The sequence below is a fragment of the Lysobacter sp. F6437 genome (genome assembly GCF_052547215.1).
This window is the reverse complement of sequence record NZ_JBQWRB010000001.1, coordinates 1,422,164-1,446,707: the sequence shown is the minus strand read 5'-3', so window position 1 is coordinate 1,446,707 and position 24,544 is coordinate 1,422,164. Positions and strand designations below refer to the sequence as shown.

General features: G+C 69.2%; 22 protein-coding genes, 1 other RNA gene and 1 riboswitch. Of the genes, 19 read left to right on the top strand and 4 right to left on the bottom strand.

Features of this window, described 5'->3' with window-relative positions:
- The first annotated feature begins 362 nt into the window (after positions 1-362).
- The 8 genes from glyA (at position 363) to thiL (ending at position 8,037) form a co-directional block, all read left to right on the top strand.
- The gene (glyA, locus tag ACT9F5_RS06760) at positions 363-1,616 is read left to right on the top strand and encodes a serine hydroxymethyltransferase (protein WP_445119120.1); all 1,254 of its coding nucleotides are present in this window, start codon (positions 363-365) and stop codon (positions 1,614-1,616) included.
- A 14-nt stretch (positions 1,617-1,630) separates the two neighbouring features.
- On the top strand, positions 1,631-2,152 hold the full coding sequence (gene nrdR / locus ACT9F5_RS06755) for a transcriptional regulator NrdR (RefSeq protein WP_445119119.1): 522 nt from the start codon (positions 1,631-1,633) through the stop codon (positions 2,150-2,152).
- Positions 2,153-2,245: 93 nt separating this feature from the next.
- Positions 2,246-3,346 (top strand): bifunctional diaminohydroxyphosphoribosylaminopyrimidine deaminase/5-amino-6-(5-phosphoribosylamino)uracil reductase RibD, encoded by a 1,101-nt coding sequence (ribD, locus tag ACT9F5_RS06750; RefSeq protein ID WP_445119118.1) that lies wholly within the window; start codon positions 2,246-2,248, stop codon positions 3,344-3,346.
- A gap of 262 nt (positions 3,347-3,608) precedes the next feature.
- Positions 3,609-3,771: riboswitch (FMN riboswitch) on the top strand.
- 141 nt (positions 3,772-3,912) lie between these two features.
- Positions 3,913-4,530 carry a riboflavin synthase gene (locus ACT9F5_RS06745; RefSeq protein WP_445119117.1) on the top strand — a complete coding sequence of 206 codons (618 nt, stop codon included), beginning with the start codon at positions 3,913-3,915 and terminating at the stop codon, positions 4,528-4,530.
- Entirely contained in the window at positions 4,527-5,624 is a 1,098-nt protein-coding gene (ribB, locus tag ACT9F5_RS06740; RefSeq protein WP_445119116.1) for a 3,4-dihydroxy-2-butanone-4-phosphate synthase, read from the top strand. The genes ACT9F5_RS06745 and ribB overlap by 4 nt, the downstream gene beginning before the upstream one ends.
- Before the next feature lie 216 nt (positions 5,625-5,840).
- Complete coding sequence (gene ribH / locus ACT9F5_RS06735) at positions 5,841-6,308, top strand: 6,7-dimethyl-8-ribityllumazine synthase (protein WP_445119115.1); 468 nt, start codon at positions 5,841-5,843, stop codon at positions 6,306-6,308.
- Complete coding sequence (gene nusB, locus ACT9F5_RS06730) at positions 6,305-6,766, top strand: transcription antitermination factor NusB (protein ID WP_445119114.1); 462 nt, start codon at positions 6,305-6,307, stop codon at positions 6,764-6,766. The genes ribH and nusB overlap by 4 nt, the downstream gene beginning before the upstream one ends.
- Before the next feature lie 248 nt (positions 6,767-7,014).
- Positions 7,015-8,037, top strand: coding sequence for a thiamine-phosphate kinase (gene thiL / locus ACT9F5_RS06725; RefSeq protein WP_445119113.1), 1,023 nt, complete (start codon positions 7,015-7,017; stop codon positions 8,035-8,037).
- 149 nt (positions 8,038-8,186) lie between these two features.
- Here the strand turns inward: thiL and ACT9F5_RS06720 are convergent, their stop codons facing one another.
- From ACT9F5_RS06720 to ACT9F5_RS06705, 4 genes are all read right to left on the bottom strand, one after another.
- Positions 8,187-8,780: a uracil-DNA glycosylase family protein gene (locus ACT9F5_RS06720; protein ID WP_445119112.1), complete on the bottom strand. Its 594-nt coding sequence runs from the start codon at positions 8,778-8,780 to the stop codon at positions 8,187-8,189.
- A 100-nt stretch (positions 8,781-8,880) separates the two neighbouring features.
- Positions 8,881-10,260, bottom strand: coding sequence for an FAD-linked oxidase C-terminal domain-containing protein (locus ACT9F5_RS06715; RefSeq protein ID WP_445119111.1), 1,380 nt, complete (start codon positions 10,258-10,260; stop codon positions 8,881-8,883).
- Positions 10,261-10,280: 20 nt separating this feature from the next.
- The gene (locus tag ACT9F5_RS06710) at positions 10,281-10,676 is read right to left on the bottom strand and encodes a YraN family protein (protein WP_445119110.1); all 396 of its coding nucleotides are present in this window, start codon (positions 10,674-10,676) and stop codon (positions 10,281-10,283) included.
- The gene (locus tag ACT9F5_RS06705; RefSeq protein WP_445119109.1) at positions 10,660-11,982 is read right to left on the bottom strand and encodes a penicillin-binding protein activator; all 1,323 of its coding nucleotides are present in this window, start codon (positions 11,980-11,982) and stop codon (positions 10,660-10,662) included. The genes ACT9F5_RS06710 and ACT9F5_RS06705 overlap by 17 nt, the downstream gene beginning before the upstream one ends.
- Positions 11,983-12,119: 137 nt before the next feature.
- Here ACT9F5_RS06705 and rsmI point away from each other — a divergent pair, with 137 nt between their 5' ends.
- The 11 genes from rsmI (at position 12,120) to murG (ending at position 24,542) form a co-directional block, all read left to right on the top strand.
- Complete coding sequence (gene rsmI / locus ACT9F5_RS06700; protein ID WP_445119108.1) at positions 12,120-12,947, top strand: 16S rRNA (cytidine(1402)-2'-O)-methyltransferase; 828 nt, start codon at positions 12,120-12,122, stop codon at positions 12,945-12,947.
- 576 nt (positions 12,948-13,523) lie between these two features.
- Positions 13,524-13,890: RNase P RNA component class A (gene rnpB, locus ACT9F5_RS06695), an RNA gene on the top strand.
- Positions 13,891-14,417: 527 nt separating this feature from the next.
- On the top strand, positions 14,418-14,864 hold the full coding sequence (gene mraZ / locus ACT9F5_RS06690) for a division/cell wall cluster transcriptional repressor MraZ (protein ID WP_445100609.1): 447 nt from the start codon (positions 14,418-14,420) through the stop codon (positions 14,862-14,864).
- 11 nt (positions 14,865-14,875) lie between these two features.
- Positions 14,876-15,820: a 16S rRNA (cytosine(1402)-N(4))-methyltransferase RsmH gene (gene rsmH / locus ACT9F5_RS06685; RefSeq protein WP_445119107.1), complete on the top strand. Its 945-nt coding sequence runs from the start codon at positions 14,876-14,878 to the stop codon at positions 15,818-15,820.
- The gene (gene ftsL / locus ACT9F5_RS06680) at positions 15,817-16,083 is read left to right on the top strand and encodes a cell division protein FtsL (RefSeq protein ID WP_445119106.1); all 267 of its coding nucleotides are present in this window, start codon (positions 15,817-15,819) and stop codon (positions 16,081-16,083) included. Before rsmH ends, ftsL begins: the two co-directional genes overlap by 4 nt.
- Positions 16,084-16,181: 98 nt before the next feature.
- Positions 16,182-18,050 carry a penicillin-binding transpeptidase domain-containing protein gene (locus ACT9F5_RS06675; RefSeq protein WP_445119509.1) on the top strand — a complete coding sequence of 623 codons (1,869 nt, stop codon included), beginning with the start codon at positions 16,182-16,184 and terminating at the stop codon, positions 18,048-18,050.
- A complete protein-coding gene (locus ACT9F5_RS06670; protein ID WP_445119105.1) occupies positions 18,047-19,519 on the top strand; it encodes a UDP-N-acetylmuramoyl-L-alanyl-D-glutamate--2,6-diaminopimelate ligase in 1,473 nt (490 codons plus the stop codon). The genes ACT9F5_RS06675 and ACT9F5_RS06670 overlap by 4 nt, the downstream gene beginning before the upstream one ends.
- Positions 19,516-21,009 (top strand): UDP-N-acetylmuramoyl-tripeptide--D-alanyl-D-alanine ligase, encoded by a 1,494-nt coding sequence (locus tag ACT9F5_RS06665; protein ID WP_445119104.1) that lies wholly within the window; start codon positions 19,516-19,518, stop codon positions 21,007-21,009. Before ACT9F5_RS06670 ends, ACT9F5_RS06665 begins: the two co-directional genes overlap by 4 nt.
- Complete coding sequence (gene mraY / locus ACT9F5_RS06660; protein WP_445119103.1) at positions 20,999-22,081, top strand: phospho-N-acetylmuramoyl-pentapeptide-transferase; 1,083 nt, start codon at positions 20,999-21,001, stop codon at positions 22,079-22,081. The genes ACT9F5_RS06665 and mraY overlap by 11 nt, the downstream gene beginning before the upstream one ends.
- Positions 22,081-23,412, top strand: a complete 1,332-nt coding sequence (gene ftsW / locus ACT9F5_RS06655) for a putative lipid II flippase FtsW (protein ID WP_445119102.1) — start codon at positions 22,081-22,083, stop codon at positions 23,410-23,412. Before mraY ends, ftsW begins: the two co-directional genes overlap by 1 nt.
- Positions 23,409-24,542, top strand: coding sequence for an undecaprenyldiphospho-muramoylpentapeptide beta-N-acetylglucosaminyltransferase (gene murG, locus ACT9F5_RS06650; RefSeq protein ID WP_445119101.1), 1,134 nt, complete (start codon positions 23,409-23,411; stop codon positions 24,540-24,542). Before ftsW ends, murG begins: the two co-directional genes overlap by 4 nt.
- Positions 24,543-24,544: the final 2 nt, after the last annotated feature.

The following is a 24,544-nucleotide window of genomic DNA, read 5'->3' as shown; positions in this document are numbered from 1 at the left end:
ATCCGGAGTCGGCGGGCGAACGGCTTCCGATCGCGGCTAAAGCCGCTCCTACAAAATGCAGCCGAATTAGGCAGACCTCCGTGGCAGGAGGTGGACGGTGGGGTTGTGGCGCAGAAGCCGGCCATGGATGGCCCGCGGCCCGCCTCAGGGCAGGGTGAGTGCAGGCCTGCTTGCGCGGCATTGCCGCGCGGCCTGTGCGAACGCCCGGCGCGCTGCACCGGGCTGGGCCGCGGAGCGGACCTGATGAAGGGCCGGAGCCATACCCCCGCCGGCCGCCTCCTGCCCCGCGTATCTCCTCGGAGCCCGCTCTCAACCGCGCTAAACTCGGAGCCTTCATCCCCCCCACAAGACCCGGAGTGGCAATGTTCCCGCGCGACGCACGTATCGAAGGTTATGACCCCGAACTCGCCCAGGCCATCGCCGACGAGGCCCAGCGCCAGGAAGACCACGTCGAGCTGATCGCGTCGGAGAACTACGCCAGCCCGCGGGTGATGGAGGCGCAGGGCAGCCAGCTGACCAACAAGTACGCCGAGGGCTATCCGGGCAAGCGCTATTACGGTGGCTGCGAATATGTCGACGTCGCCGAGAAGCTCGCGATCGAACGCCTCAAGGAACTGTTCGGCGCCGATTACGCGAACGTCCAGCCGCATTCCGGCTCGCAGGCCAACCAGGCCGTGTACCTGTCGCTGCTGCAGCCGGGCGACACGATCCTCGGTATGAGCCTCGCCCACGGCGGCCATCTGACCCACGGTGCCAAGGTCAACATCTCCGGCAAGCTGTTCAACGCGGTGCAGTACGGTGTCGATGCGGATGGCCTGATCGACTACGAGGAGATCCAGCGTCTCGCCACCGAGCACAAGCCGAAGATGCTGATCGGCGGCTTCAGCGCCTACTCGCAGAAGATCGACTGGGCACGCATGCGCAAGATCGCCGACTCGGTCGACGCGATCTTCTTCGTCGACATGGCCCACGTCGCCGGGCTGGTCGCCGCCGGGGTCTACCCGAACCCGCTGCCGCACGCGCACGTGGTCACCTCGACCACCCACAAGACTTTGCGCGGTCCGCGCGGCGGCATCATCGTCGCCAAGGACCCGTCCGACGAGATGGTCAAGAAGCTGCAGAGCATCGTCTTCCCCGGCATCCAGGGCGGCCCGCTGATGCACGTCATCGCGGCCAAGGCGGTCGCGTTCAAGGAAGCGCTGGACCCCGAGTTCAAGGCCTACCAGCAGCAGGTGGTGAAGAATGCCCAGGCGATGGCGAAGGTCATCGTCGGGCGTGGCTACAAGATCGTCTCCGGCGGCACCGAGAACCACCTGATGCTGGTCGACATGATCGGCAAGGGCATCACCGGCAAGGACGCGGAGGCCGCGCTCGGTAAGGCCCACATCACCGTCAACAAGAACGCGGTGCCGAACGATCCGCAAAAGCCGTTCGTCACCTCCGGCCTGCGCATCGGTACCCCGGCGGTCACCACCCGCGGCTACAAGGAGGCCGACTGCGTCGCGCTGGCCAACTGGATGTGCGACGTGCTCGACAGCCCCGCTGACGACAAGGTCATCGCTGGGGTGCGCGAGAACGTGACCAAACAGTGCGCGCAGTTCCCGGTCTACGGCTGAGCCGCGGCTAGACCTTGCACTGTCCTTTCTGCCAGAACGGCGACACCCGCGTGATCGACTCGCGGGTGTCCGACGACGGCGCCACGATCCGCCGGCGCCGCGTCTGCGAAGCCTGCGGCGAGCGTTTCTCCACGCTCGAGACGATCGAGCTCAAGCTGCCGGTGATCGTCAAATCCGACGGCCGCCGCGAGGCGTTCGACGCGCGCAAGCTGCGCTCTGGTTTCGACCGCGCGCTGCAGAAGCGGCCGGTCGCCGACGAGCAGATCGAGGCGGCGGTGCGCGCGGTCGTGCACCAGTTACGCATGACCGCCGAGCGCGAGCTGGCGTCGCTGCGGGTTGGCGAATTCGTGATGGCCGAACTGCGCAAGCTCGACCACGTCGGCTATGTCCGCTTCGCCTCGGTCTATCGCGCGTTCGAGGACGTCGCCGATTTCCGCGAGGAGCTCGACCGGCTCGAAAGCGACAATTCCGGCGAAGGCCAGTTGCCGCTGCTCGACGGTGAGCCGGCTGCACCGGGCAAGGGCCGCAAACGCTAGCGACGTGTCGCATCGTATCGCCCCGCCAGTCTGCCGCCCAAGGAGCCGATTGGCCGGCAATCCAGCGAACCATCCAAGAGGAACTGCCGACCGATGTCCGAATTCACCGCCACCGACCACCTGATGATGGCCCGCGCTCTGCGCTTGGCCGAACGCGGTGCATACACCACGCGCCCCAATCCGATGGTCGGCTGCGTGGTGGTGCAGGGTGACGAAGTCGTCGGCGAGGGCTTCCACCAGCGTGCTGGCGAATCCCATGCCGAGGTCATCGCGCTGCAGGCTGCCGGCAAGAAGGCCAGGGGCGCGACCGTCTATGTGACGCTGGAGCCCTGCGCCCATACCGGTCGCACAGGGCCGTGCGCGGATGTGCTGGTCAAGGCCAAGGTGGCGCGGGTGGTGGTGGCGATGCGCGACCCGTTCCCGCAGGTCGATGGCGCCGGCTTCGAGAAGCTCAAGGAGGCCGGCATCGAGGTTGTCAGCGGGCTGATGGAAGCGCAGGCGCGCGCGCTCAATCGCGGGTTCCTGTCGCGGATCGTCCGTGGCCGACCGTGGGTACGGGTCAAGCTCGCCACCAGTCTCGACGGTCGCAGCGCGCTGGCCAGTGGCGAATCCAAGTGGATCAGTGGTGAGGCGTCGCGTGCCGACGTGCAGCGCTGGCGCGCCCGTGCCGGAGCGATCGTGACCGGCGCCGGCACCGTGCTGGCTGACGACCCTTCGCTGACCGTGCGGCTGGGCGACGATACGCCGTTCGAGCCACCGCTGCGGGTGGTGCTGGACCCGGGGCTGGCGACGGTCTCGCGCGGCAAGGTCCGCGAGGGCGATGCGCCGACGCTGTATGTGCACGCGCCCGACACCAAGCTCAGCCGCGGGATCGATGCACAATTGGCGGTGGCCGAGGTTGAGCACAACGAGTTCGATCTGCTGGCGGTGCTCAAGCTGCTGGCCGACCGCGAGATCAACGAGGTCCACGTCGAAGCCGGTGCAACCCTGGCCGCGTCCTTCCTGGAGGCCGGACTGGTCGACGAACTGCTGCTGTATGTCGCCCCGGTGATCCTCGGCTCGAAGGCGCGGCCGCTGTTCGACGGCCTCAACATCGAGTCGATGGCCGACCGGTTGGAACTCGACGTGGTCGAGTCGCGCCATTTCGGGCGGGATATCCGGGTGCTGCTGCGGCCGCGGTCGGCTTCGGCCTGACTGGTCTGCCCGGTGGCGCGCGCAGGGCCGCCACTCGGGCGGCCGCACCCGGCTTTTGTAGGAGCGACGTAAGTCGCGATCGCACGGCGATCCCGGGCATCAGTGAAATCGCGACTTACGTCGCTCCTACAACGTAGCGAGCCCCGTCGTGTTTCGCCCGCGTAGCGATCCCCGTCGCTTCCCGCCAACGCAGCGTTCCACGGGTGCGGCGGTCGGGTCGGGCCCGGGTGCTAGAATCCTCCCGCCGCCCACGCGGCACACGTAACGTCTTCAGGGCGGGGCGAAACTCCCCACCGGCGGTAGGTCGCACTGGTCGCATCGGCCATCACGACAAGCCCGCGAGCGCCTCCGGCCACGCCGGAGGGTCAGCAGATCCGGTCGAATGCCGGAGCCGACGGTCACAGTCCGGATGAAAGAAGACGGCAGTCCATGGCCCCGTGGCCATGCGCATGCCATTGCCTTGTGACGTTTTTCGCCAGCCTTCCACGCGGGAAACGTTCCATGTCCAACTCCATCAAGTTCCCCCTGTATTCCTCTGCCGGCCCCGTCCGGACGGAGGCGCGCTGATGTTCACCGGCATCATCGAAGGCGTCGGCCGGCTGGCTGCGCGTGACACCGTCGGCGGCGATGCCCGGTTACGGATCGAAGTCGGCTCGCTGCCGTTCGATCGGGTCGCCCTGGGCGAGAGCATCGCGGTCAACGGCACCTGCCTGACCGTGGTCGCGTTCGACGCCACCTCATTCGAGGCCGACGCCTCCACCGAGACCCTCGCGCTGACCACCCTCGGCAACCTGTCGCTCGGCGCCGCGCTCAACCTCGAGCGCGCGATGCGCCCCGACGACCGCCTCGGCGGCCACCTGGTCAGCGGCCACGTCGACGGTGTCGGCACGGTCGAATCGATCACCGACGACGCCCGCGCCCAGCGCTGGCGTTTCAGCGCGCCGGACACGGTGCTGCGCTACGTGGCAAAAAAAGGCTCGATCTGCGTCGACGGCGTCAGCCTGACTGTCAACGAGGTCGACGCGACCGGTTTCGAAGTCGCCCTGGTGCCGCACACCGTCGTCCACACCGCGTTCGCCGCCACTGCCGTCGGCGACGCGGTCAACCTCGAGGTCGACCTGGTCGCCCGCTACGTCGAGCGCCTGCTCGGCCCCTCCGCATCGCAACCGGGAGCCATCCGATGAGCTTCGCCACCGTCCCCGAACTGCTGGAAGAAATCCGCGCCGGCCGCATGGTCGTGATCGTCGACGACGAGGACCGCGAGAACGAGGGCGACCTGATCATGGCCGCCGAACTGGTCAAGCCGACCGACATCAACTTCATGGTCACCCACGCGCGCGGGCTGGTGTGCCTGTCGCTGACCCGCGAGCGCTGCGCCCAGCTCGGCCTGCCGCCGATGGTGCGCGACAACACCTCGGCCCACCACACCAACTTCACCGTCAGCATCGAGGCCGCCGAGGGTGTCACCACCGGCATCTCGGCCTACGACCGCGCCCACACCGTACGCACCGCGGTTCGGCCCGACGCGGCGCCGGCCGACCTCAGCCAGCCCGGCCACATCTTCCCGCTGCAGGCCCAGCCCGGCGGCGTGCTCAACCGCGCCGGCCACACCGAGGCGGCGGCCGACTTGGCGCTGATGGCGGGGATGGAGCCGGCCGGCGTGCTGGTCGAGATCCTCAACGCCGACGGCACCATGGCGCGTCGGCCGGAGCTGGAGAAGTTCGCCGCCGAGCACGGCCTCAAGATCGGCTCGATCGAGGAGCTGATCCGCTACCGGCTCGATACCGAGCACACGGTCGAGCGGATCGACGCGCGCGAGATCGAGACCGAGCACGGCCCGTTCCAGCTGATCACCTACCGCGACCGCCTCAGCCACGGCCTGCATTTCGCCCTGCAGCGCGGCGAGCCCGACCGCGAGGCACCGACGCTGGTGCGCGTCCACGTGCAGAACCTGTTGGCCGACGCCCTGCACTGGCGCCGTCCGGACTTCGGCCCGGCGGTCGGCGACGTGCTCGCCGCGATCGCCGCCGAGGGCCGTGGCGCGCTGGTGCTGCTGGGCGACCACGCCGACGCCGACACCCTGCTGGCGCGAATCCGCCAGCAGCCCGGTGGCGGTGCCAAGCCGGGCCGCGGCCAAGCGCTCAGCGAATGGCGCCGCAATGGCGCGGGTGGCCAGATCCTCGCCGACCTCGGCCTCGGCAAGCTGCGCGTGCTTGGCACCCCACGCAAGCAGATCGGCCTCGCCGGCTTCGGGCTGGAAGTCGTCGAGTACGTATAGCGCTGCTTTCGGGCTCTTGTCCGACTGGACTTCCTTCGGTCGTAGGAGCGGCTTCAGCCGCGATCTGAAGTTGGCGCGAGCGCACGATTCCACGATCGCGGCTGAAGCCGCTCCTACACCCCCGATGGAGGGCCTATGGGCGGCACGGGCACCAGGATTCCGGGTCGGCGCACCCAAGCCGGCTAAACTACCCATCCAATCGCCACAGACCCGCCCATGCCCCATTTCGAAGGCGACCTGCGCAGCCCTGCCGCCGCGCGTTTCGCGATCATCGCCAGCCGCTGGAACCCGCGCATCACCGACACCCTCGTCGCCGGCGCGCGCAAGTGCTTCGCCGACCACGGCGTGGCCGAGGATGCGATCGACGTGGTCCGGGTGCCGGGCGCATGGGAATTGCCGCTGGCCGCCGCGCGCCTCGCCGGTGCCGGCAAGCACGCCGCGATCGTCGCGCTCGGCTGCGTGGTCCGCGGCGACACCCGCCATTACGAGCAGGTCGCCGACGGCTGCTCCGACGGCCTGATGCGGGTCCAGCTCGACCACAAGCTGCCGGTCTGCAACGGCGTGCTGGCGGTGGAGAAGTTCGAGGACGCCCAGGCCCGCGCCGGTGGCAACCACGGCAACAAGGGTGAAGAGGCCGCGCTGGTCGCGATCGAGATGGTCGACCTGCTGGAGAAACTGCAATGAACCGTCGCCGTCCCGATGGCATCGATCCGGTCGCGCGTTCGCGTGCACGCCGCCGCGCGCTGCAGGCCGTCTACGCCTGGCAGATGTCGGGCACCGACGCGCGCCAGGTGGTCGCCCAGTTCGCCCACGAGCAGGCCAAGGAAGTTGCCGACCTGGCGTACTTCGAGGACCTCGTCCACGGCGTCGACAAGCACCGCGACGAACTCGACCGCGCGCTGAAGCCGTTCCTCGACCGCGAGATCGAACAGGTCGACGCGATCGAGCTGGCGGCCCTGCGCATCGCCGCCTACGAGTTGCGCCACCGCCTCGACGTGCCGTACCGGGTGGTGATCAACGAGGCGATCGAGACGGTCAAGCGTTTCGGCGCCGAGCACGGTCACACCTACGTCAACGGCGTGCTCGACCACGCCGCCGCCGAGTGGCGCGCGACCGAGGTCGGCGCCGCGCGCGGTCGGTAGCCATCCCCTCGTAAACCGGGGGCATGGCGTTCCTTTTCCCGCACGCGGCAGAACAGTTGTCCTTCCCTTCCCCGCTTGCGGAAGGACATGATTTTTCCTTCTCCCGCCTGCGGGAGAAGGTGCCCGAAGGGCGGATGAGGGCGCGCACCACCGCGACAACCGTCGCAAGCCGGTGTCGCTTGCCCTCACCCCAACCCTCTCCCGCAGGCGGTAGAGGGAGCACAACCCGCAGGGCTAGGAGGCACGCCATGGAATTCGACCTCATCGACCGCATCCGTGCCCGCGTGGCCTCGCGTCCCGACGTCATCCTCGGCATCGGTGACGACGCCGCGATCCTGCAGGTGCCCGTGGGCCGACATCTGGTCGTCGCCACCGACACCCTCAACGCCGGCGTGCATTTCCCGCTCGACACCGCGCCCGCCGACATCGGCTGGAAGGCGCTCGCAGTCAACCTGTCCGACCTCGCCGCGATGGCCGCCGAGCCGGCGTGGTGCACGCTGTCGCTGTCCCTGCCCGACAGCGATGCGGACTGGCTCGACGCTTTCCTCGATGGTTTCCTCGACCTGGCCGCGCGCCACCACGTCGCACTGGTCGGCGGCGACACCACCCGCGGGCCGCTGTCGATCGGCGTGACCGTGCATGGACTGGTCGAACCCGGCCGCGCGCTGCGTCGCGATGGTGCGCGGGCCGGCGACGACGTCTGGGTGACTGGCACCCTCGGCGACGCCGCCGGTGCGCTGGCACTGCTGCAGCGTGCGTCGGAACCGGTGCTGGCGTCGGCCTGCGAGGCCGGGCCGATCCTGCCTGCCGATGACGCCGTGGACCCGGGCATCGCCGAGGCCTTGTCGGGACTGCGGCCGCGACTGGACCGGCCGACGCCGCGGGTCGCCATTGGCCTCGCGCTTGCCGGTATCGCCAGCAGTGGCATAGACGTCTCCGACGGCCTGCTGGCCGACATCGGCCATATCTGCAAAGGCAGCCGGGTCGCCGCCGAGATCGAAGTCGACCGGTTGCCATGTTCGCCGGCCCTGGCCGCCAGCTTCGGCGATGACAGGCGCCGCGAGTTGCAGGCCGCCGGTGGCGACGACTACGAGTTGTGCTTCAGCGCCGATCCGGCGATGCGCGAGCGCATCGAGGCGATTGCGGCGGAGACAGCGACGTCGATCACCCGCATCGGTCGCATGGTCGAAGGCGAGGGTGTTCGCGCCATTGATCGCGACGGGGCACCCTGGCAGCCGCGGCAAAGCGGGTACGTGCATTTCGCCGGCTGACGGGAAGCGTCTTTTGTCCCCCAGGGGGACTTCCTTCGGGGTGTAGGAGCGGCTTTAGCCGCGATCGGCAGCCGGCGCGCGCGAACCATTTTCCGATCGCGGCTAAAGCCGCTCCTACAAACAGCGCCGGACGGAGCGAACAAGTCCGATCAACGCTTCAGCCGCGACACCTCACCCATCCGCTCGCGCAGCGTCGGCAACACCTCGCCCTCGAACCACGGGTTGGCCTTGAACCACGCGACGTTGCGCGGACTCGGATGCGGCAGCGGCAACTGCGACGGCAGGTACTCGCGCCACGCACGCATCGTCGTGGTCAGGCTGCCCTTGCGTCGCGTGCCGAGGAAGTACGCCTGCGCGTACTGGCCGATCAGCAGGGTCAGCTCGACGTTCGGCAGCAGCGGCAGCAACCTCGGATGCCAGGTCGCGCGACACTCCGGGCGCGGCGGCGCGTCGCCCGAGCCGGCCTTGCCGGGATAGCAGAACCCCATCGGTACGATCGCGACCCGCGATTCGTCGTAGAAGGTGTCGGCATCGATCCCGAGCCATTCGCGCAGGCGCCGGCCGCTGGCGTCGTCCCACGGCACGCCGCTGGCGTGGACCTTCGCGCCCGGGGCCTGGCCGACGATCATCAGCCGCGCCCCGGCGCCCGCGCGCACGACCGGCCGCGGGCCGTGCGACAGGTGTGCCTCGCAGAGGCGGCAGGCACGGATGTCGTGCAGAAGATGGTCGAGTTCGGCAGTCACGCAGACGACCCCATGCCGATCCCGACGCTGCCAATGCGGCTGTCGGCGTGGTCAACATATGGCCTGCGCGCGGTGGCGCTGCCGTCATGGAGCGACAGCTTCACGGCGGCAGCAGCTTGCCGGGGTTGAGGATGCCGTCGGGGTCGAACGCGGCCTTGAGCTGCCGCATCAGCGCCAGCGTCTGCGGGGTGATTGCCTGCGGCATGAAGTCGCGCTTGGCCAGGCCGATGCCGTGCTCGCCCGACAGCGTGCCGCCCAGCGAGATCGCCAGCGCGAACACCCGTGCCATCGCCGCCTGCGCGCGGGCGCTCTGATCTGCGTCGGCTGGGTCGTACATCAGGTTGACGTGCAGGTTGCCGTTGCCGGCGTGACCGAAGCACACGATCGGCAGCGCGAACTCCGCGGCCAGCGCCTGCACGCCGTCCACCAGTTGCGGTATCCGCGACACCGGCACCACCACGTCCTCGTTGATCTTGCCCGGCGCCAGCGTGCGCAGGGCCGGTGACAGCGCCTTGCGCGCGGCCCACAGCTGCGCGCGTGCGGCCTCGTCGGCGGCGTCGTCGAGCGAGACCAGGCCGTCGCCGCCGGCGGCGCGCATCAAGGCCTCGATGTCGTGCGGCAGGGTTTCCGCGTCGCCGTCGGCTTCGATCATCAGCAGCGCGCCGGCATCGGATGGCAGGTCGGCGCCACCGACATCGCGCGCCAGCCGCACCGCATGCGCGTCCATGAACTCCAGCATCGAGGGCGTCACCGGTTGCGCCATCAGCCGCGCGACCGCCAGCGCCGCGCTCGACACGTCGCGGTAGATCGCGCGGATCGCACGCCGCGCGGTCGGCGCCGGCGTCAGCCGCAGCGTCGCCTCGACGATCAGTGCAAGGGTGCCTTCGCTGCCGACCAGCAGCCGTTGCAGGTCGTAGCCGGTCGAACCCTTGGTGGTCGCGGTACCGCATTCGATCAGTTCGCCCGTGCCGGTAACCGCGGTCAGCGCCAGCACGTTGTCGCGGCTGGCGCCGTACTTGACCGCGCGCGGGCCGCCGGCGTTGCAGGCGAGGTTGCCGCCGATGGTGCTGAAGGCGGCGCTGGTCGGATCGGGCGGCCAGAACAGGCCCAGCGGCGCCAGCGCGGCCTGCAGGTCGCCGTTGAGCACGCCCGGCTCGACCACCGCGCAACGATCGCCCGGACGCAGTTCGATGATCCGGTCCATGCGCTCGAACGACACCACCACCCCGGCCGCGACCGGTACCGCCGCGCCGGTGGTGTTGGTGCCGCGGCCGCGCGCGACCAGCGCCACCCGGTGCGCGCGGCAGGTCTTCACCAGCGCGACTACCTGTTCGCGCGTGGTCGGCAGCGCCACCGCATCGGGCAGCGACTGGCGCCGCGAGTTGTCGTAGGCGTAGGTAAGTCGTTCCGCAGGGTCAATCAGCCAGCCGCTGCCGAGCAGGGCAGCCATCTCGTCGTGAAGGGGGGCGGGCAGGGGCATCGGCGTGTCGGTGGTTGCCGTCAGCAGTCGTCGGCCCGGAACGCATCGCGCAGCCAGTTCAGCCGCGGCGCTTCGGGATCGCCATCAGCCTCGACCACGTCGAAACGACACGGTGAATCGGCGAAGCGCCGGTTGCGCAACAGGAACATCTGCGCGGCGCGCACCAGCTTGCGTTGCTTGCGCCAGTCGACCGAGGCGGCGCCACCACCGAAGCGCTCGTCGCCGCGGTAGCGGACCTCGATAAACACCACGGACGGACCGTCGCGGGCGCTGTCGTCGAGCATCACCAGGTCGATCTCGCCACAGCGGTAGTTGGCGTTGGCCGCGAGCGGGCGCAGGCCGACCTTGAGCAGGTAATCGCGGGCGGCGGCCTCGACCGCCGCGCCACGGCCGCGCCGGTCAATAGCGGCCGGCATTGCCCAGCGACACCGGCACGCCGCCGCTGAAAGTCGCCCACGCCGGCGTGCGCTGGATGTTGCCGAAACCATCGATTCGCAGGGTGCCGGTCGCGCCCTCGACATGGCCGTCGGCCGCCAGCGCCAGCTTTTCCAGGTAGGCGGTCAGCAGCCAGGCGTCGTAGCCGAACGCGAACAACCGGCCCGCACCGCCGCGCGCGGTCGGCAGGGCTTCGGCGACAGTGGCTTCCGGAGCCAGCCCGGTGACGTAACCACCGTTGGTCCACGGCTCGGTCGGGAAAGCGATGCCGTCGAGCACGCGATCCTCCTCGGCCTTGCCGGTGCCCGACAGCAGTTGCGAGGTGGCGACACGCGGCTTGCCGGCCAGTCCGGCGAGCGCCAGCTTCGGCATGAACTCGCGCGCCGCGCTGCCGCGCACGGCCAGGAACACCGCGTCGATGCCGCCTTCCTTCTGTGCCAGCGGGGCCAGGTCGACGATGCCGACGTTCACCACGTCGGTGACCACCGCACCGCGCTCGCCAAGCCGCTCGCGCAGCGCGTCGACCGAGCGCTGCTGGCTGGCGTCGTTGCCTGCGACCACCAGTATGCGACGCGCGCCGCGCTCGATCAGCAGCTCGGCCGCGGCGACGCCTTCGTCCTCCGGCGACAGCGAGAAACTGGCGTTGCCCGCCGGCGGTGCCTCGGTGCCGCGGTTGAGCGCTAACAGGGGCACCGGCAACGCGGCCCGGCCGAACATCGCATCGACCTGCTCACGCCCGAGTGGCCCGACCACGAAGTCGCTGCCGGCCGCGACGGCCTGGTCGTAGGCCGACAGGCTGCCACCGACGGTGCCGTGGGTATCGTAGAAATGGATATCCGGCCGGCGCCGGTCCTCGCCGTAGTAGCCGGCAAGGAAGCCGTCGCGCACCGGCGCGGCGGCCTGGGACATTTCGCCCGAGAGCGGCAGCAGCACGGCCAGCTTCACCGGCGGCCGATAGCCGTCGGAGGCGGCCGGCGGGCGACTGCTGGCGTCGAACTGCCATGCGGTGCGGTCGAACGGTCGCGGCAACGGCAGCCCGCGACGCAGCAGGGCGCGGCCGGCGTAGGTGTAGAGCGGATCGCCGATCGCCAGCGCGGCGGCCTCGGAGGCCAGGGTGGCATCGTCGAGTTGCGACAGCAGCGCGTCGATCTGGCTGGCATTGCCACCCGCCTGCGCCAATACGCTGGCCTGGGCGATCAGCGGATGCTGCACGTGCCGGGTCGATGTGTCGGTCGTGGTGCGGCTCGGCATCGCCACGCAACCACCAAGCAGGACGGTGGCGACCACCAGTCCCGTCAACCAGCGGGCGGCGGAGTGGCGGGGGCTCGTGGAGCGTACGGTCCTGGGGCTCATCGGCATGCGCGCGCCGCGGGCGGCGTGTGTGTGGGGACGGATGGATTCTAACCGCCTGTACCATCGCGATCATGCAAAGCCCCGGCACCCTCCATATCGTCGCCACCCCGATCGGCAACCTGGGCGACCTGTCGCCGCGCGCGCTGGAGGTATTGGGGGCGGTCGGCGCGATCTGCGCCGAGGACACCCGGCATACGCGGCAGTTGCTGTCGCACTTCGGGCTGGAGCGGCCGTTGCTGGCATTGCACCAGCACAACGAGGAGGCACAGGCGGAGCAACTGGTCGCACGTTTGCAGGCCGGCGAGTCGCTGGCGCTGGTATCGGACGCGGGCACGCCACTGGTCAGTGATCCGGGCTTCCGGCTGGTGCGGGCGGCACGTGTGGCGGGGGTGCGGGTGTCGCCGGTGCCGGGCGCCTGCGCGGCGATCGCGGCCTTGAGCGTGGCGGGGATCGCTTCGGACCGGTTCGCCTTTGAGGGTTTTCTGCCGGCCAAAAGCGGAGCCCGGCGCGAGCGGCTGGCGCGGTTGGCGGCCGAGTCGCGCACGTTGATCTTCTACGAGTCGGCGCACCGGATCGAGGAGTCTCTGGGCGACCTCGTCGCCGCATTCGGTGCGGATCGGCCGGCGGTGCTGGCGCGGGAGCTGACCAAGTTGTTCGAGACGGTGCTGGATGGTGGGCTGGGGCAACTGCTGGAACGGGTGGCTGCGGATCCCAACCAGCGCAAGGGCGAGTTCGTGCTGGTGGTCGAGGGTGCGGGCGAGGATGCCGATGCCAGGCTGATCGAGGGGCAGCGGTTGTATCTGAAGCTCTCCGAACACCTGCCACCCTCGACGGCGGCCAAGCTCGCCGCGGAACTGAGCGGGGCGTCGCGCAAGGCGTTGTACGGCGGGGGAAGCTGAGGGCGGTAGCAACAGCAACAGCGGTGCGTGCGGGTACTCGTCTCCGGAGGGAGCGCCGACCTGTCCGGGTGCTGCTGCGCCCGCTCCATCGGGCCATCCATGGCCCGAGTCGGGGCCGTGCGCCATCCATGGCGCACTCTCCGCAGCACCCGGACAGGACGCCGCGTCGCGGTTTGGAGGGCGGGACCTCGTCGGAGTCGTGGAAAGCAGTTACTTGCAGGTACGGCCAACGCGCGGACCCTTCGTTGTAGGAGCGACGTAAGTCGCGATTTCACGACGATTACGAGCATCAGTGAAATCGCGACTTACGTCGCTCCTACACGAAGCCGGCTCCCGGAGTCCCAGACATCCGGGCAGGAGGTGGCCGGTGGGGGTGTTGCGGAAAAGCTGGCCATGGATGGCCAGCGGCCCGCCTCAGGGCAGGACTGCCCTGATGAAGGGCTGGAGCAACACCCCCACCGGCCGCCTCCTGCGCGACGACCTGTCGGAAACCTGCTCTTGCCCCCTGAATATGTTCCAGTCAAAGCCATCGCAAACCGCCTGCTACCTCCATACACCCGGTAGACTGCACGCGGCGGAGTCGGCCAGGCAGTCGCGTCATCGGAACGGGTTTACCCGCCCGATGCCGAGGAAAGTCCGGGCTCCACAGGGCACGGTGCCAGGTAACGCCTGGGCGGCGCGAGCCGACGGAAAGTGCAACAGAGAGCAGACCGCCGAACGGCTCCCTCGGGAGTGCGTGGCAAGGGTGAAACGGTGCGGTAAGAGCGCACCGCGAGTCTGGCAACAGACCGGCACGGCAAACCCCACCGGGAGCAAGACCAAATAGGGACCTCATGGCGCGGCCCGCGTCGGGTCCGGGTAGGTTGCTCGAGCGTATCGGTGACGATGCGCCTAGAGGAATGACTGTCCACGACAGAACCCGGCTTATCGGCCGGCTCCGCCACTGTCCAGAGCCCGCAAATGCGGGCTGCGGACAGTGGCGGCCGCCTTTCGCCCGCGCGAAATCCACGATGCGGTGCATCGCGGCACCGGCGCCTATTCCCCAGACCCCAGGTCGCTACGCGAGAGTCCCTGACTCAGGGCGCGCGCTGCCTGTCAAAACCTTGATATCGATTGGCGGGGGTGATCGGCCGTTGATTGCTGCATCGCAACATGACGCGAGAGCCGGGCGGGGCGGGTTCCTGAACCGAATTTCACATCCAGTCCCAAGCCCGTCTGTCTCAAAATATGAGACGAAACAACGGTTAGTGGATAAGTCTTGAATAAGACTCTGAAGTTTGCCGCAACTTGTTGATCCCGTTAATGAAATTGCGTCTGGAAAGTTGTTGACAAGCCATTTTGGCCTGCCTAAGGTGGGCCTCAGAGGGAAAACCGGGTTTTTTGTGGTTTTCGGTGGCTGCACCCGGTCTTCAAGGCCAGGTGTCCGACAGGCAAACCGTCCGTAGAGACGGGCCAACAACCAGGTGCGCAATGTTCCAGGGTGAGACCGCCATCACGATTGACGACAAGGGCCGGCTGGCGGTGCCCACCGCCCACCGCGATGTCGTCGCGCGCGAATGCGGCAACCGCCTGGTCATCACCTACAACCCCTTCGAGTCCGGTTCCCTCTACATCTACCCGGAAGCGATCTGGGAGCGCGTGCGCGACCAGGTCAACAAGCTGCCCAAGGCCAAGAAGGTCAACCGCAACCTGCAGCTCAAGCTGGTCGGTGCGGCGACGTTCGTCGAGCTCGACGGCAATGGCCGCATCACCGTCCCGGCCAGCCACCGCGCCGCGGTCGGGATCGAGAAGAAGGCCGTGTTGCTGGGCATGGGCGACAAATTCGAATTGTGGAGCGAGCAGGCGCATCACGCACAGATCCGTCAGACGGTCTCCGATGACGACCTGAGCGACGAACTGCTCGACCTGCAGCTATGACGGACGGTGGCATGGAGCGCAACGCGACCTCCGGCCACCTTCCCGTGATGTATCGGCAGGTCCTCGATGGCCTGCGGGTGGGCGGGAGTGGCACCTACCTGGACGGCACGTTCGGGCGCGGTGGCCATGCGCGCGGCGTGCTCGACCAACTCGGCCCCGGAGGCCGGCTGCTGCTGATGGACAAGGATCCCGACGCGATTGCCGTGGCCGAACGCGAGTTCGGCTCGGACCCGCGCGTGTCGATCTTCCGCGGTAGTTTCGCCGACCTGGCAGGCTGGGACGCGACCGCCGCCGGTCTCGACGGCGTGCTGTTCGACCTCGGGGTCTCGTCGCCGCAACTCGACGTCGCCGAGCGCGGTTTCAGCTTCGGCAAGGACGGTCCGCTCGACATGCGGATGGACCCCGACAGCGGCCCCAGCGCCGCCGAATGGCTGGCCACGGCCGATGACCGCGAGATCGCCGACGTGCTGTGGACCTACGGCGAGGAGCGCCAGTCGCGGCGGATCGCCCGCGCGATCGTCGCCCGTCGCGAAGAGCAGCCGCTGACCCGCACCGCGCAGCTGGCCGAGCTGATCGCCTCGGTGATGCCGCGTGGCAAGGACAAGATCCACCCGGCCACGCGCAGCTTCCAGGCGATCCGGATCTTCATCAATCGCGAACTGGCCGACCTCGAGACCGGTCTCGATGCGGCGCTGGAGCGGCTCGTTCCCGGCGGGCGGCTGGCGGTGATCAGCTTCCATTCGCTGGAAGACCGCATCGTCAAGCAGTTCATCAACCGCCACGCCAAGGCGCCCCCGGCCAATCGCCGGATGCCGGTCGAGGTCGAGTTCACGCCTGTCCTGCAGGCGATCGGCGGCGCGCAGAAAGCCGACGATGACGAGACCGCCAGCAACCCGCGCGCGCGCAGCGCGGTGCTGCGGGTCGCCGAGAAGCTGCCGCTGAGGGACGCCGCATGACCGGCCGGCTGCTGCTGACGGTGCTGGTGCTGGCCAACGTCGTGACCGCGCTCGGCGTGGTGCATGCGCGCCATCGCCACCGCGTGCTGTTCGTCGAGGTCAGCCGGCTGGAGAAGGCGCGCGACGAACTCAACATCGCGTTCGGCCAGTTGCAGCTGGAGCAGGCCACCTGGGCCGAGAGCAACCGCATCGACCAGGTCGCGCGCGACCGGCTGGGGATGAAGTTCCCCGAAGGCGCCGAAATCGTGGTGATCCGTCCATGAGCTGGCGCGATGGCCAGCGCAAGCCGCGCCGCGATGATCGCGGCATCCGTCATGGTGGCAGTGGCGACGCACGCCTGTCGTGGCGCTCGCTGAAGAACCTGTTCGCCAGCGACGACAGCCGTCCGCGTCGCGGCGTGCGCTACAACCCGCGCCACCGGCTGGCGCTGGTCGGTGGCACGCTGGCGTTGTGCTCGGTGGCGCTGGTCGGCCGCGCGTTCGACGTGCAGGTGCTCAACAACGACTTCTACGTGCGCCAGGGCGATGCCCGCGCGCTGCGCGAGATCCCGATCCCGACCTCGCGCGGCATGATCACCGACCGCAACGGCGAACCGCTGGCGGTGTCGACCCCGGTCGAGTCGGTCTGGGCCAACCCGCAGGAACTGCTCAAGCACGTCGACCGAATCCCCGAGCTGGCCAAGCTGCTCGGCGTCCCGGCCGACTACCTGACCCGCAAGCTCGGCCAGCGCGCGGACAAGGAGTTCATGTACCTCAAGCGCCGGATCAGCCCGGCCGAGGCGCAACGCGTGCTCGACCACGAGGTCCCCGGGGTGTTCTCGCAGCGCGAGTTCCGCCGCTTCTATCCGCAGGGCGAGGCGCTGGCCCACGTGCTGGGTTTCACCAACATCGACGACCGCGGGCAGGAAGGGCTGGAGCTGGCGTTCGACGACTGGTTGCGCGGCACGCCCGGTTCCAAGCGGGTCATCCGCGACGGCCAGGGCCGCATCATCGAGAACGTCGACCTGCTCCAGCCGGCGCAACCGGGGCACGACCTGACCCTGACCATCGACCGCCGGATCCAGTACCTGGCCTTCCGCGAGCTGCGCCGCGCATTGCTCGAGCACGACGCGTCCAGCGGTTCGGCGGTGGTGCTCGACGTCGATACCGGCGAAGTGCTGGCGATGGCCAACCTGCCCAGCTACAACCCCAATGACCTGGAAGGCGGCCGCCAGGACGCGCGTCGCAACCGCGCGGTGACCGACGTGGTCGAGCCCGGCTCGACCATGAAACCGATCACCATTGCCGCGGCCCTGGCGTCCGGCAAGGTCACCCCGGACACCATCGTCGACACCTCGCCGGGGTACATGCGCAACGGTCCCTACACCATCAACGACTTCCGCAACTACGGTGCGTTGACGGTCACTGGGGTGATCACCCACAGTTCCAACGTCGGCGCCGCCAAGCTCGCGCTGGAGTTGTCCGACGACTACTACTACAAGTTCGTCCGCCAGTTCGGCTACGGCAGCAAGCCCGGCAGCGGCTTCCCCGGCGAGTCGACCGGCGTACTCAAGTCGCCGGACCAGTGGTACGGCACCGACAAGGCGACCATGGCCTACGGCTACGGCCTGTCGGTCACGCCGCTGCAGGTCGCGGTGGCATACGCCGCGCTGGCCAACGGCGGCAAGCTGATCGCGCCGACCTTCGTCAAGGGCCAGCGCAACGAGGCAGAGGACATCATCAAGCCGGAACTCGCGCACGAGGTGCTGGCGATGATGCAGACCGTGACCGAGCGTGGCGGCACCGCCACCGGCGCGGCGATCCTCGGTTACCACGTCGCCGGCAAGACCGGCACCGCGCGCAAGTTCAGCCCGCAGGGCGGCTACTCGGACCAGTACGTCGCGCTGTTCGCCGGCGTGGTTCCGGTGGAGAACCCGCGGTTCTCGATGGTGGTCGTGATCAACGAACCCGATGCCAGCGCCGGCCACGGCTACGGTGGTGGCGCGGTCGCGGCGCCGGTGTTCAAGAACGTCATGGCCGGTGCGTTGCGTCTGATGGACGTGCCGCCGGACGACATCGAGACCTGGCTGGCCGCGCAGTCCGAGGCCCAGGCCAAGCGCATCCGTGCCAACGGCGGCAAGCCCGGCGCGGACACCCCGGTGCTGCCCGTCGTGGCAGCGGCCGGTGCCGGTGCGGCGAACGACCCGGGCCGCGGCCTGCCCGATCCGGTTGCCGTCGGGGGTGCCCGATGAATCGCAGCATGCCGTTGGCCGAGCTGCTGCCCGACGTCGAGGGCATCGCGCCGGACCTGGTCATCACCGGCCTGGTGCAGGACAGCCGCGCGATCAAGCGTGGCGATGCGTTCGTGGCGATCGGGGGTTTCGGCACCCATGGCCTGAAGTTCGTCGACCAGGCACATGCCGCCGGCGTAGCGGCGATCCTGTTCGAGCCACCGGCGTCTGCCGACATCCCCGCGCCCGCCGATGCGATCGCGGTGCCCAACCTGCGGGCCCGGCTGGGCGAGCTGGCCGACCGTTTCCACGGCCGGGTCAGCGGGTCGATGACCGTGGTGGGCGTCACCGGCACCAACGGCAAGACGTCGACCGTGCAACTGCTCGGCCAGGCCTGGCACCTGCGCGGCGTGCGCGCGGCGACCATCGGCACCCTCGGCGCCGGCCTGCATGGCGAAGTGGTGCCGACCGGCTTCACCACGCCGCTGGTGTTGCAACTGCATGACCTGGTCGACGACCTGCACGATGCCGGCGCGGATGCACTGGCGATGGAAGTCAGCTCGCACGCGCTCGACCAGGGCCGCGTCGACGGCGTCCACTTCGACGTCGCGGTGTTCACCAACCTCACCCGCGACCACCTCGACTACCACGGCGACATGGCCGGTTATGGCGCGGCCAAGGCCCGCCTGTTCCTGTGGCCGGGCTTGAAGGCGGCGGCGATCAACCTCGACGATGCCCACGGTCGCGCGATGAAGGATGCGTTGCCGCCGGAACTGCGGGTGATCGGCCTGAGCTCGCGCGGCAATGCCGATGCCGGGCTGCGTGCCGAATCGTTGCAGCTCGACAACGCCGGGATTGGTTTCGAACTGGTTTGTGGCGACGAACGCCATGCCGTGGCCTCGCCGCTGCTCGGCCGCTTCAACGTCGACAACCTGCTGGCGGTTGCAGGTGCGTTGCTTGCGCTGGGTGACACGCCGTCGCGCATCGCAGAAGTGCTGTCGCAACTGCAGCCGGTGCGCGGACGCATGAACCGGCTTGGCGGCGACGGCCGGTTGCCGCTGGTGGTGATCGATTACGCCCACACCCCGGACGCGCTGGAACAAGCGCTGGTCTCTCTGCGGGCACACGCCGGTGCGCGATTGATCTGCGTGTTCGGCTGCGGTGGCGAGCGCGACCGTGGCAAGCGCCCGCAGATGGCCGCGATCGCGCAGACCCATGCCGACGTGGTGATCGTCACCGATGACAATCCGCGTTGCGAAGACGGCGACGAAATCGTTGCCGAGATCATGGCCGGATTCATCGATGCCGGTGCCGTGACCGTACAGCGCGACCGGGCGGTGGCGATCGCACGCGCGGTCGGGATCGCCACCGCCGACGACATCGTGCTGGTCGCCGGCAAGGGCCACGAACCGAACCAGGACATCGGCGGCGTGCTGCATCCGTTCGACGACACCGAGGTCGCGCGCGCGGCCCTGGAGGCGCGGGCATGAAGCCGTTGTCGCTCTCCGACATCGCACGCATGACCGGCGGCCGCCTGCACGGTGAGGACGCCACCGTCGATGCGGTTGCCACCGATACCCGCGCATTGCCGGCCACCGGCGCCGCGCTGTTCATCGCGCTCAAGGGCGAGAATTTCGACGGCCACGACCACGTCGCCGCGGCGGCCCGGGGTGGGGTCGCGGCTGGACTGGTTTCGCGCCAGGTCGATGCACCGATTCCGCAGGTCGTCGTCGCCGACACCGAGCGCGCGCTGGCCGACTTGGCCGCCGCGGTGCAGCGGGGCCGCGATACCCGCGTCGCCGCGATCACCGGCAGCAATGGCAAGACCAGCGTCAAGACCCTGCTGCTGTCGATCCTGCGCCACGCCGGCAACGCCTATGCCAATCCCGGCAATCGCAACAACGAGATCGGCCTGCCGCTGGCGGTGCTCGATGCGCCGGAGGACGCGCAGTTCGCGATCTACGAGATGGGCGCCGGCAAGCCGGGCGACATCGCCTACCTGACCACGGTCGTCCGGCCCGACGCGGCGCTGGTCAACAACGTCGCGCCGGCACACCTGGAGCGCATGGGCAGCCTGCTCGGCGTCGCCGACACCAAGGCCGCGATCTACGACGCGCTGCCGGCCGATGGCGTCGCGGTGATCAACGCCGACGACGCGTTCGCGCCGTACTTCGCCGAGCGCGCGCATGGCCGCCAGCTGATCCGGTTCGCGCTCGAGGCCAGCGGCGACGTGGGTGCGCATGACATCCGCGTCAATGCCGACGGCTCGGGCTTCACCCTGGTCACGCCGGACGGCGAGACCGCGATCGAGCTGGCGATGCCGGGCCGCCACAACATCCGCAACGCACTCGCCGCAGCGTCGCTGGCGATCGGCCTGGGTGCCCCGCTGGATGCCATCGTGCGCGGCCTGACCGAGGCTGCGCCGGTCGCCGGCCGGCTGGTCGCGCATACCTTGCACGGCGGCGCGGTACTGGTCGACGACAGCTACAACGCGAACCCCGGCTCGCTGGCCGCGGCGATCGACACTTTGGCCGAGGCGTCGGGCGACGGCTGGCTGGTGCTTGGCGACATGCGCGAGCTCGGCGACGACGCACGGCTGATGCATGCCGAAGCCGGGCGTCGTGCGAAGGCGGCCGGGATCAAGCGCCTGTTCGCGCTGGGTGAACTCAGCGCCGCCGCGGCAGAAGTATTTGGCGAAGGCGGGCAGGTCTTCGACAGCCACGCCGCGCTGATCGAATCGCTGCGCAAGGAACTGGCTTCTGTAGGAGGGGCTTCAGCCCCGATCGGAAACCGGTTCCCTATCGGGGCTGAAGCCCCTCCTACAGAAGCGGGCAGCGACGATTCGGGCGTGGACAAGGCGGGCGGCGGCACTCCGGCGACCGCCCCCCGGATTCTCGTCAAGGGTTCGCGCGGCAGCGCGATGGACAAGGTCGTGACCGCGCTGCTGTCCGACAACAAAGGGGATACCGATGCTGCTTGAACTGGCCCGCTGGCTCGAACAACTGCAGAGCAGTTTCGCGCTGTTCGGCTACCTGACCTTCCGCGGCATCCTCAGCGCGCTGACCGCGCTGGCGCTGTCGCTGTGGTGGGGCCCTGCGGTGATCCGCAAGCTGGCCCAGTACAAGGGCGGCCAGCCGATCCGCACCGACGGCCCGCAGACCCATTTCTCCAAGGCCGGCACGCCGACCATGGGCGGCGCGCTGATCCTGTTCACCGTGCTCGCCTCGGTGCTGCTGTGGGGCGACCTGCGCAACAAGTACGTGTGGGTGGTGCTGGTGGTGATGGTCGCGTTCGGCGCCATCGGCTGGTACGACGACTGGCTGAAGATCGTCAAGCGCGATCCCAATGGCATGAAGTCGCGCTGGAAGTACCTGCTGCAGTCGGTCTTCGGACTGGCCGCCGGTGTGTTCCTGTTCGCCACCGCCGACGTCCCGGCCGCGACCACCTTCTATGTGCCGCTGTTCAAGGCGCTGGCGCTGCCGCTGGGCGCGGGGCTGATCGTTGTCGCCTACTTCTGGATCGTCGGCTTCTCCAACGCGGTCAACCTGACCGACGGCCTCGACGGGCTGGCGATCATGCCGACCGTGCTGGTCGCGTGTGCGCTCGGCGTGTTCGCCTACGCATCCGGCAACGCGGTGTTCTCCGAGTACCTGCAGATCCCGGCGGTGCCCGGGGCGGGCGAGCTGGTGATCATCTGCGCCGCGATCGCCGGCGCGGGACTCGGGTTCCTGTGGTTCAACACCTATCCGGCGATGGTGTTCATGGGCGACATCGGTGCGCTCGCGCTCGGCGCGGTGCTCGGCACCATCGCAATCATCGTCCGGCAGGAGCTGGTGCTGGTGATCATGGGCGGGCTGTTCGTGATCGAGACGCTGTCGGTGATGATCCAGGTGGCGTCGTTCAAGCTCACCGGCAAGCGCGTGTTCAAGATGGCGCCGATCCACCACCACTTCGAGCTCAAGGGCTGGCCCGAGCCGCGCGTGATCGTGCGCTTCTGGATCATCTCGGTGGTGCTGGTGCTGGTAGGCCTGGCGACGTTGAAGGTGCGCTGATGAACGACACCGCGCACCAGGCATCCAGCCAGGCCACCCGCCTCGACGCGATCAGCGGTCACTACGACCGCTGGCTGCTCGGCGTGGTGTGCGCGCTGGCGTGCCTGGGCGTGGTGATGGTCGGATCCAGCTCGATCTCGATCGCGCTCGACTACGGCGTCGGCCCGTTCCACTACCTGGTCCGCCACGTGGCCTTCCTCGGCATCGGCGCGGGGCTGGCGGTCTGGCTGATGCGCACCGAGCTCAAGACCATCGAGTCGCACAACCACTGGCTGCTGCTCGGCTGTTTCGCGCTGTTGATCGCGGTGTTCATCCCCGGCCTCGGCGACGAGGTCAACGGCGCGCGCCGCTGGATCAACCTCGGGGTGTCGAGCTTCCAGGCGGTCGAGGCGGTCAAGCTGCTCTACATCATCTGGCTGGCGAGCTACCTCAAGCGCTACAGCGAGGAGGTCACCGCGACCTGGATGGCGATGTTCAAGCCGCTCGGCGTCGCGGTACTGATGGTGCTGCTGCTGATCCTGCAGCCGGACTTCGGTTCGCTGGCGCTGATCCTCGCGATCACCGGCGGCATGCTGGTGCTGGGCGGGGTCAACATGCCGCGGATGTTCGGGCCGGTGCTGGTGTTGTTGCCGCTGCTTGCGGTGGTGGCGATCGCCGAGCCCTACCGCGTGCGCCGGCTGACCTCGTTCCTCGACCCGTGGGCCGACCCGTTCAACTCCGGCTACCAGCTGACCAACGCGCTGATGGCGGTGGGACGCGGCGAGTGGTTCGGGGTCGGGCTCGGCGGCTCGGTGCAGAAGCTGTCGTACCTGCCCGAGGCGCATACCGATTTCATCCTTGCGGTGATCGCCGAGGAACTCGGCTTCGTCGGCGTATGCACGGTGATCGGCCTGTACGCGCTGCTGGTCGGGCGCGCGCTGTGGTTGGGGCTGAAGTGCGTCGAGATGCGCCGCCATTTCTCCGGCTACTGCGCGTTCGGCATCGCGCTGTGGATCGGGCTGCAGAGCTTCGTGTCGATCGGCGTCAACCTCGGCCTGCTGCCGACCAAGGGTTTGACCCTTCCGCTGATTTCCTCCGGCGGTTCGAGCGTGCTGATGACGTGCGCCGCGATGGGCCTGCTGCTACGGGTGTCGTACGAACTCGACCGCGCGCAGCGCCAGGTCGCACGCCTGCGCGGCGAGGCGGCGAAGCCGTCGGCCGGTACCCCGTCGACGACCCAGCCGTTGCCGTCGCAGGCGGCGCCTTCCCGCCCGGCGCCGGTGGCCAGCGCGGCGCGCGGCACCAGCCGGCTGCGCCAGCGCGTCGAGCCGGTGATCGGGAGGCTCGGATGAACGGGCAGGTCGCCAGTCCCGCCATGCGCCCGGTGATGATCCTCGCCGGCGGTACCGGCGGGCACATCTTCCCGGGCCTCGCGGTCGCGCGCGAACTGCTCGACCGCGGCGTGCCGGTGACCTGGCTCGGTGCCGAGGGCGGCATGGAAACCCGGCTGGTCCCGCAGCATGGCATCGGGATCGACACCATCGCGGTCCGCGGGCTGCGCGGCAAGGGAGTCGGCACCCTGCTGGGGGCGCCCCTCAAGATCATCGGCGCGGTGCGGGCCGCCGCCGCGGTGCTGCGCAAGCGCCGGCCGGGCGTGGTGGTCAGCTTTGGTGGCTATGCAGCCGGACCGGGCGGGCTCGCCGCGCGACTGGCCGGCATCCCGCTGGTCGTGCACGAGCAGAACCGCGCGCCGGGCATGACCAACCGCGTGCTGGCGAAGTTCGCCGGCAAGGTGCTGACCGGTTTCCCCGGCACGTTCGACAACGAGGAGGTCGTCGGCAATCCGGTACGTGCCGAGATCGCCGCGGTCGACGGACCGGAACACCGCTTCGCCGGCCGCCAGGGTCCGCTTCGCATACTCGTGCTCGGCGGCAGCCAGGGCGCGCGCGCCTTGAACGAGTCGGTGCCGGCGGCGCTCGCCGGGTTGCGCGGCCGGATCGACGGTTTCGAGGTTCGCCACCAGTGCGGCGAGAAACAGGTCGACGGTGCCGCCCGCGCCTACGCCGAAGCCGGGATCGAGGCCAGCATCGAACCATTCATCGCGGACATGGCTGCGGCCTACGGCTGGGCCGACGTGGTGGTGTGCCGTGCGGGCGCGCTGACCCTCGCCGAACTGTGCGCGGTCGGGGTCGGCAGCGTGCTGGTGCCGTTCCCGCAGGCGGTCGACGACCACCAGACCCGCAACGCCGAGTACCTGGTGGATCGCGGCGCCGCCCAGTTGCTGCCGCAGGGTGTCGACTCGCGTGACCTGGCGCAGCGCCTGTCGGCAACGCTGGAGATCCTCGCAGAGCGCGTCGACCTGCTGCGCATGGCGCAGGACGCCCGCGCGCTGGCCAGGCCGGACGCCGCGGCGCGCGTCGCCGGGATCGTCGCCCGGCTCGCAACCAACCCCCATTCCCCAGACCAGGAGCAGGCTGCATGAGC

Excerpts from the sequence above, each read along its gene's own strand:
- ACT9F5_RS06670 (WP_445119105.1), top strand. The coding sequence starts at position 18,047 with ATGAATCGCAGCATGCCGTTGGCCGAGCTGCTGCCCGACGTCGAGGGC.
- ribB (WP_445119116.1), top strand. The coding sequence starts at position 4,527 with ATGAGCTTCGCCACCGTCCCCGAACTGCTGGAAGAAATCCGCGCCGGC.
- murG (WP_445119101.1), top strand. The coding sequence starts at position 23,409 with ATGAACGGGCAGGTCGCCAGTCCCGCCATGCGCCCGGTGATGATCCTC.
- ribH (WP_445119115.1), top strand. The coding sequence starts at position 5,841 with ATGCCCCATTTCGAAGGCGACCTGCGCAGCCCTGCCGCCGCGCGTTTC.
- ACT9F5_RS06665 (WP_445119104.1), top strand. The coding sequence starts at position 19,516 with ATGAAGCCGTTGTCGCTCTCCGACATCGCACGCATGACCGGCGGCCGC.
- glyA (WP_445119120.1), top strand. The coding sequence starts at position 363 with ATGTTCCCGCGCGACGCACGTATCGAAGGTTATGACCCCGAACTCGCC.
- thiL (WP_445119113.1), top strand. The coding sequence starts at position 7,015 with ATGGAATTCGACCTCATCGACCGCATCCGTGCCCGCGTGGCCTCGCGT.
- rsmI (WP_445119108.1), top strand. The coding sequence starts at position 12,120 with ATGCAAAGCCCCGGCACCCTCCATATCGTCGCCACCCCGATCGGCAAC.
- mraY (WP_445119103.1), top strand. The coding sequence starts at position 20,999 with ATGCTGCTTGAACTGGCCCGCTGGCTCGAACAACTGCAGAGCAGTTTC.
- ftsL (WP_445119106.1), top strand. The coding sequence starts at position 15,817 with ATGACCGGCCGGCTGCTGCTGACGGTGCTGGTGCTGGCCAACGTCGTG.
- ACT9F5_RS06715 (WP_445119111.1), bottom strand. The coding sequence starts at position 10,260 with ATGCCCCTGCCCGCCCCCCTTCACGACGAGATGGCTGCCCTGCTCGGC.
- nusB (WP_445119114.1), top strand. The coding sequence starts at position 6,305 with ATGAACCGTCGCCGTCCCGATGGCATCGATCCGGTCGCGCGTTCGCGT.
- rsmH (WP_445119107.1), top strand. The coding sequence starts at position 14,876 with ATGGAGCGCAACGCGACCTCCGGCCACCTTCCCGTGATGTATCGGCAG.
- ribD (WP_445119118.1), top strand. The coding sequence starts at position 2,246 with ATGTCCGAATTCACCGCCACCGACCACCTGATGATGGCCCGCGCTCTG.
- mraZ (WP_445100609.1), top strand. The coding sequence starts at position 14,418 with ATGTTCCAGGGTGAGACCGCCATCACGATTGACGACAAGGGCCGGCTG.
- ftsW (WP_445119102.1), top strand. The coding sequence starts at position 22,081 with ATGAACGACACCGCGCACCAGGCATCCAGCCAGGCCACCCGCCTCGAC.
- ACT9F5_RS06745 (WP_445119117.1), top strand. The coding sequence starts at position 3,913 with ATGTTCACCGGCATCATCGAAGGCGTCGGCCGGCTGGCTGCGCGTGAC.
- ACT9F5_RS06710 (WP_445119110.1), bottom strand. The coding sequence starts at position 10,676 with ATGCCGGCCGCTATTGACCGGCGCGGCCGTGGCGCGGCGGTCGAGGCC.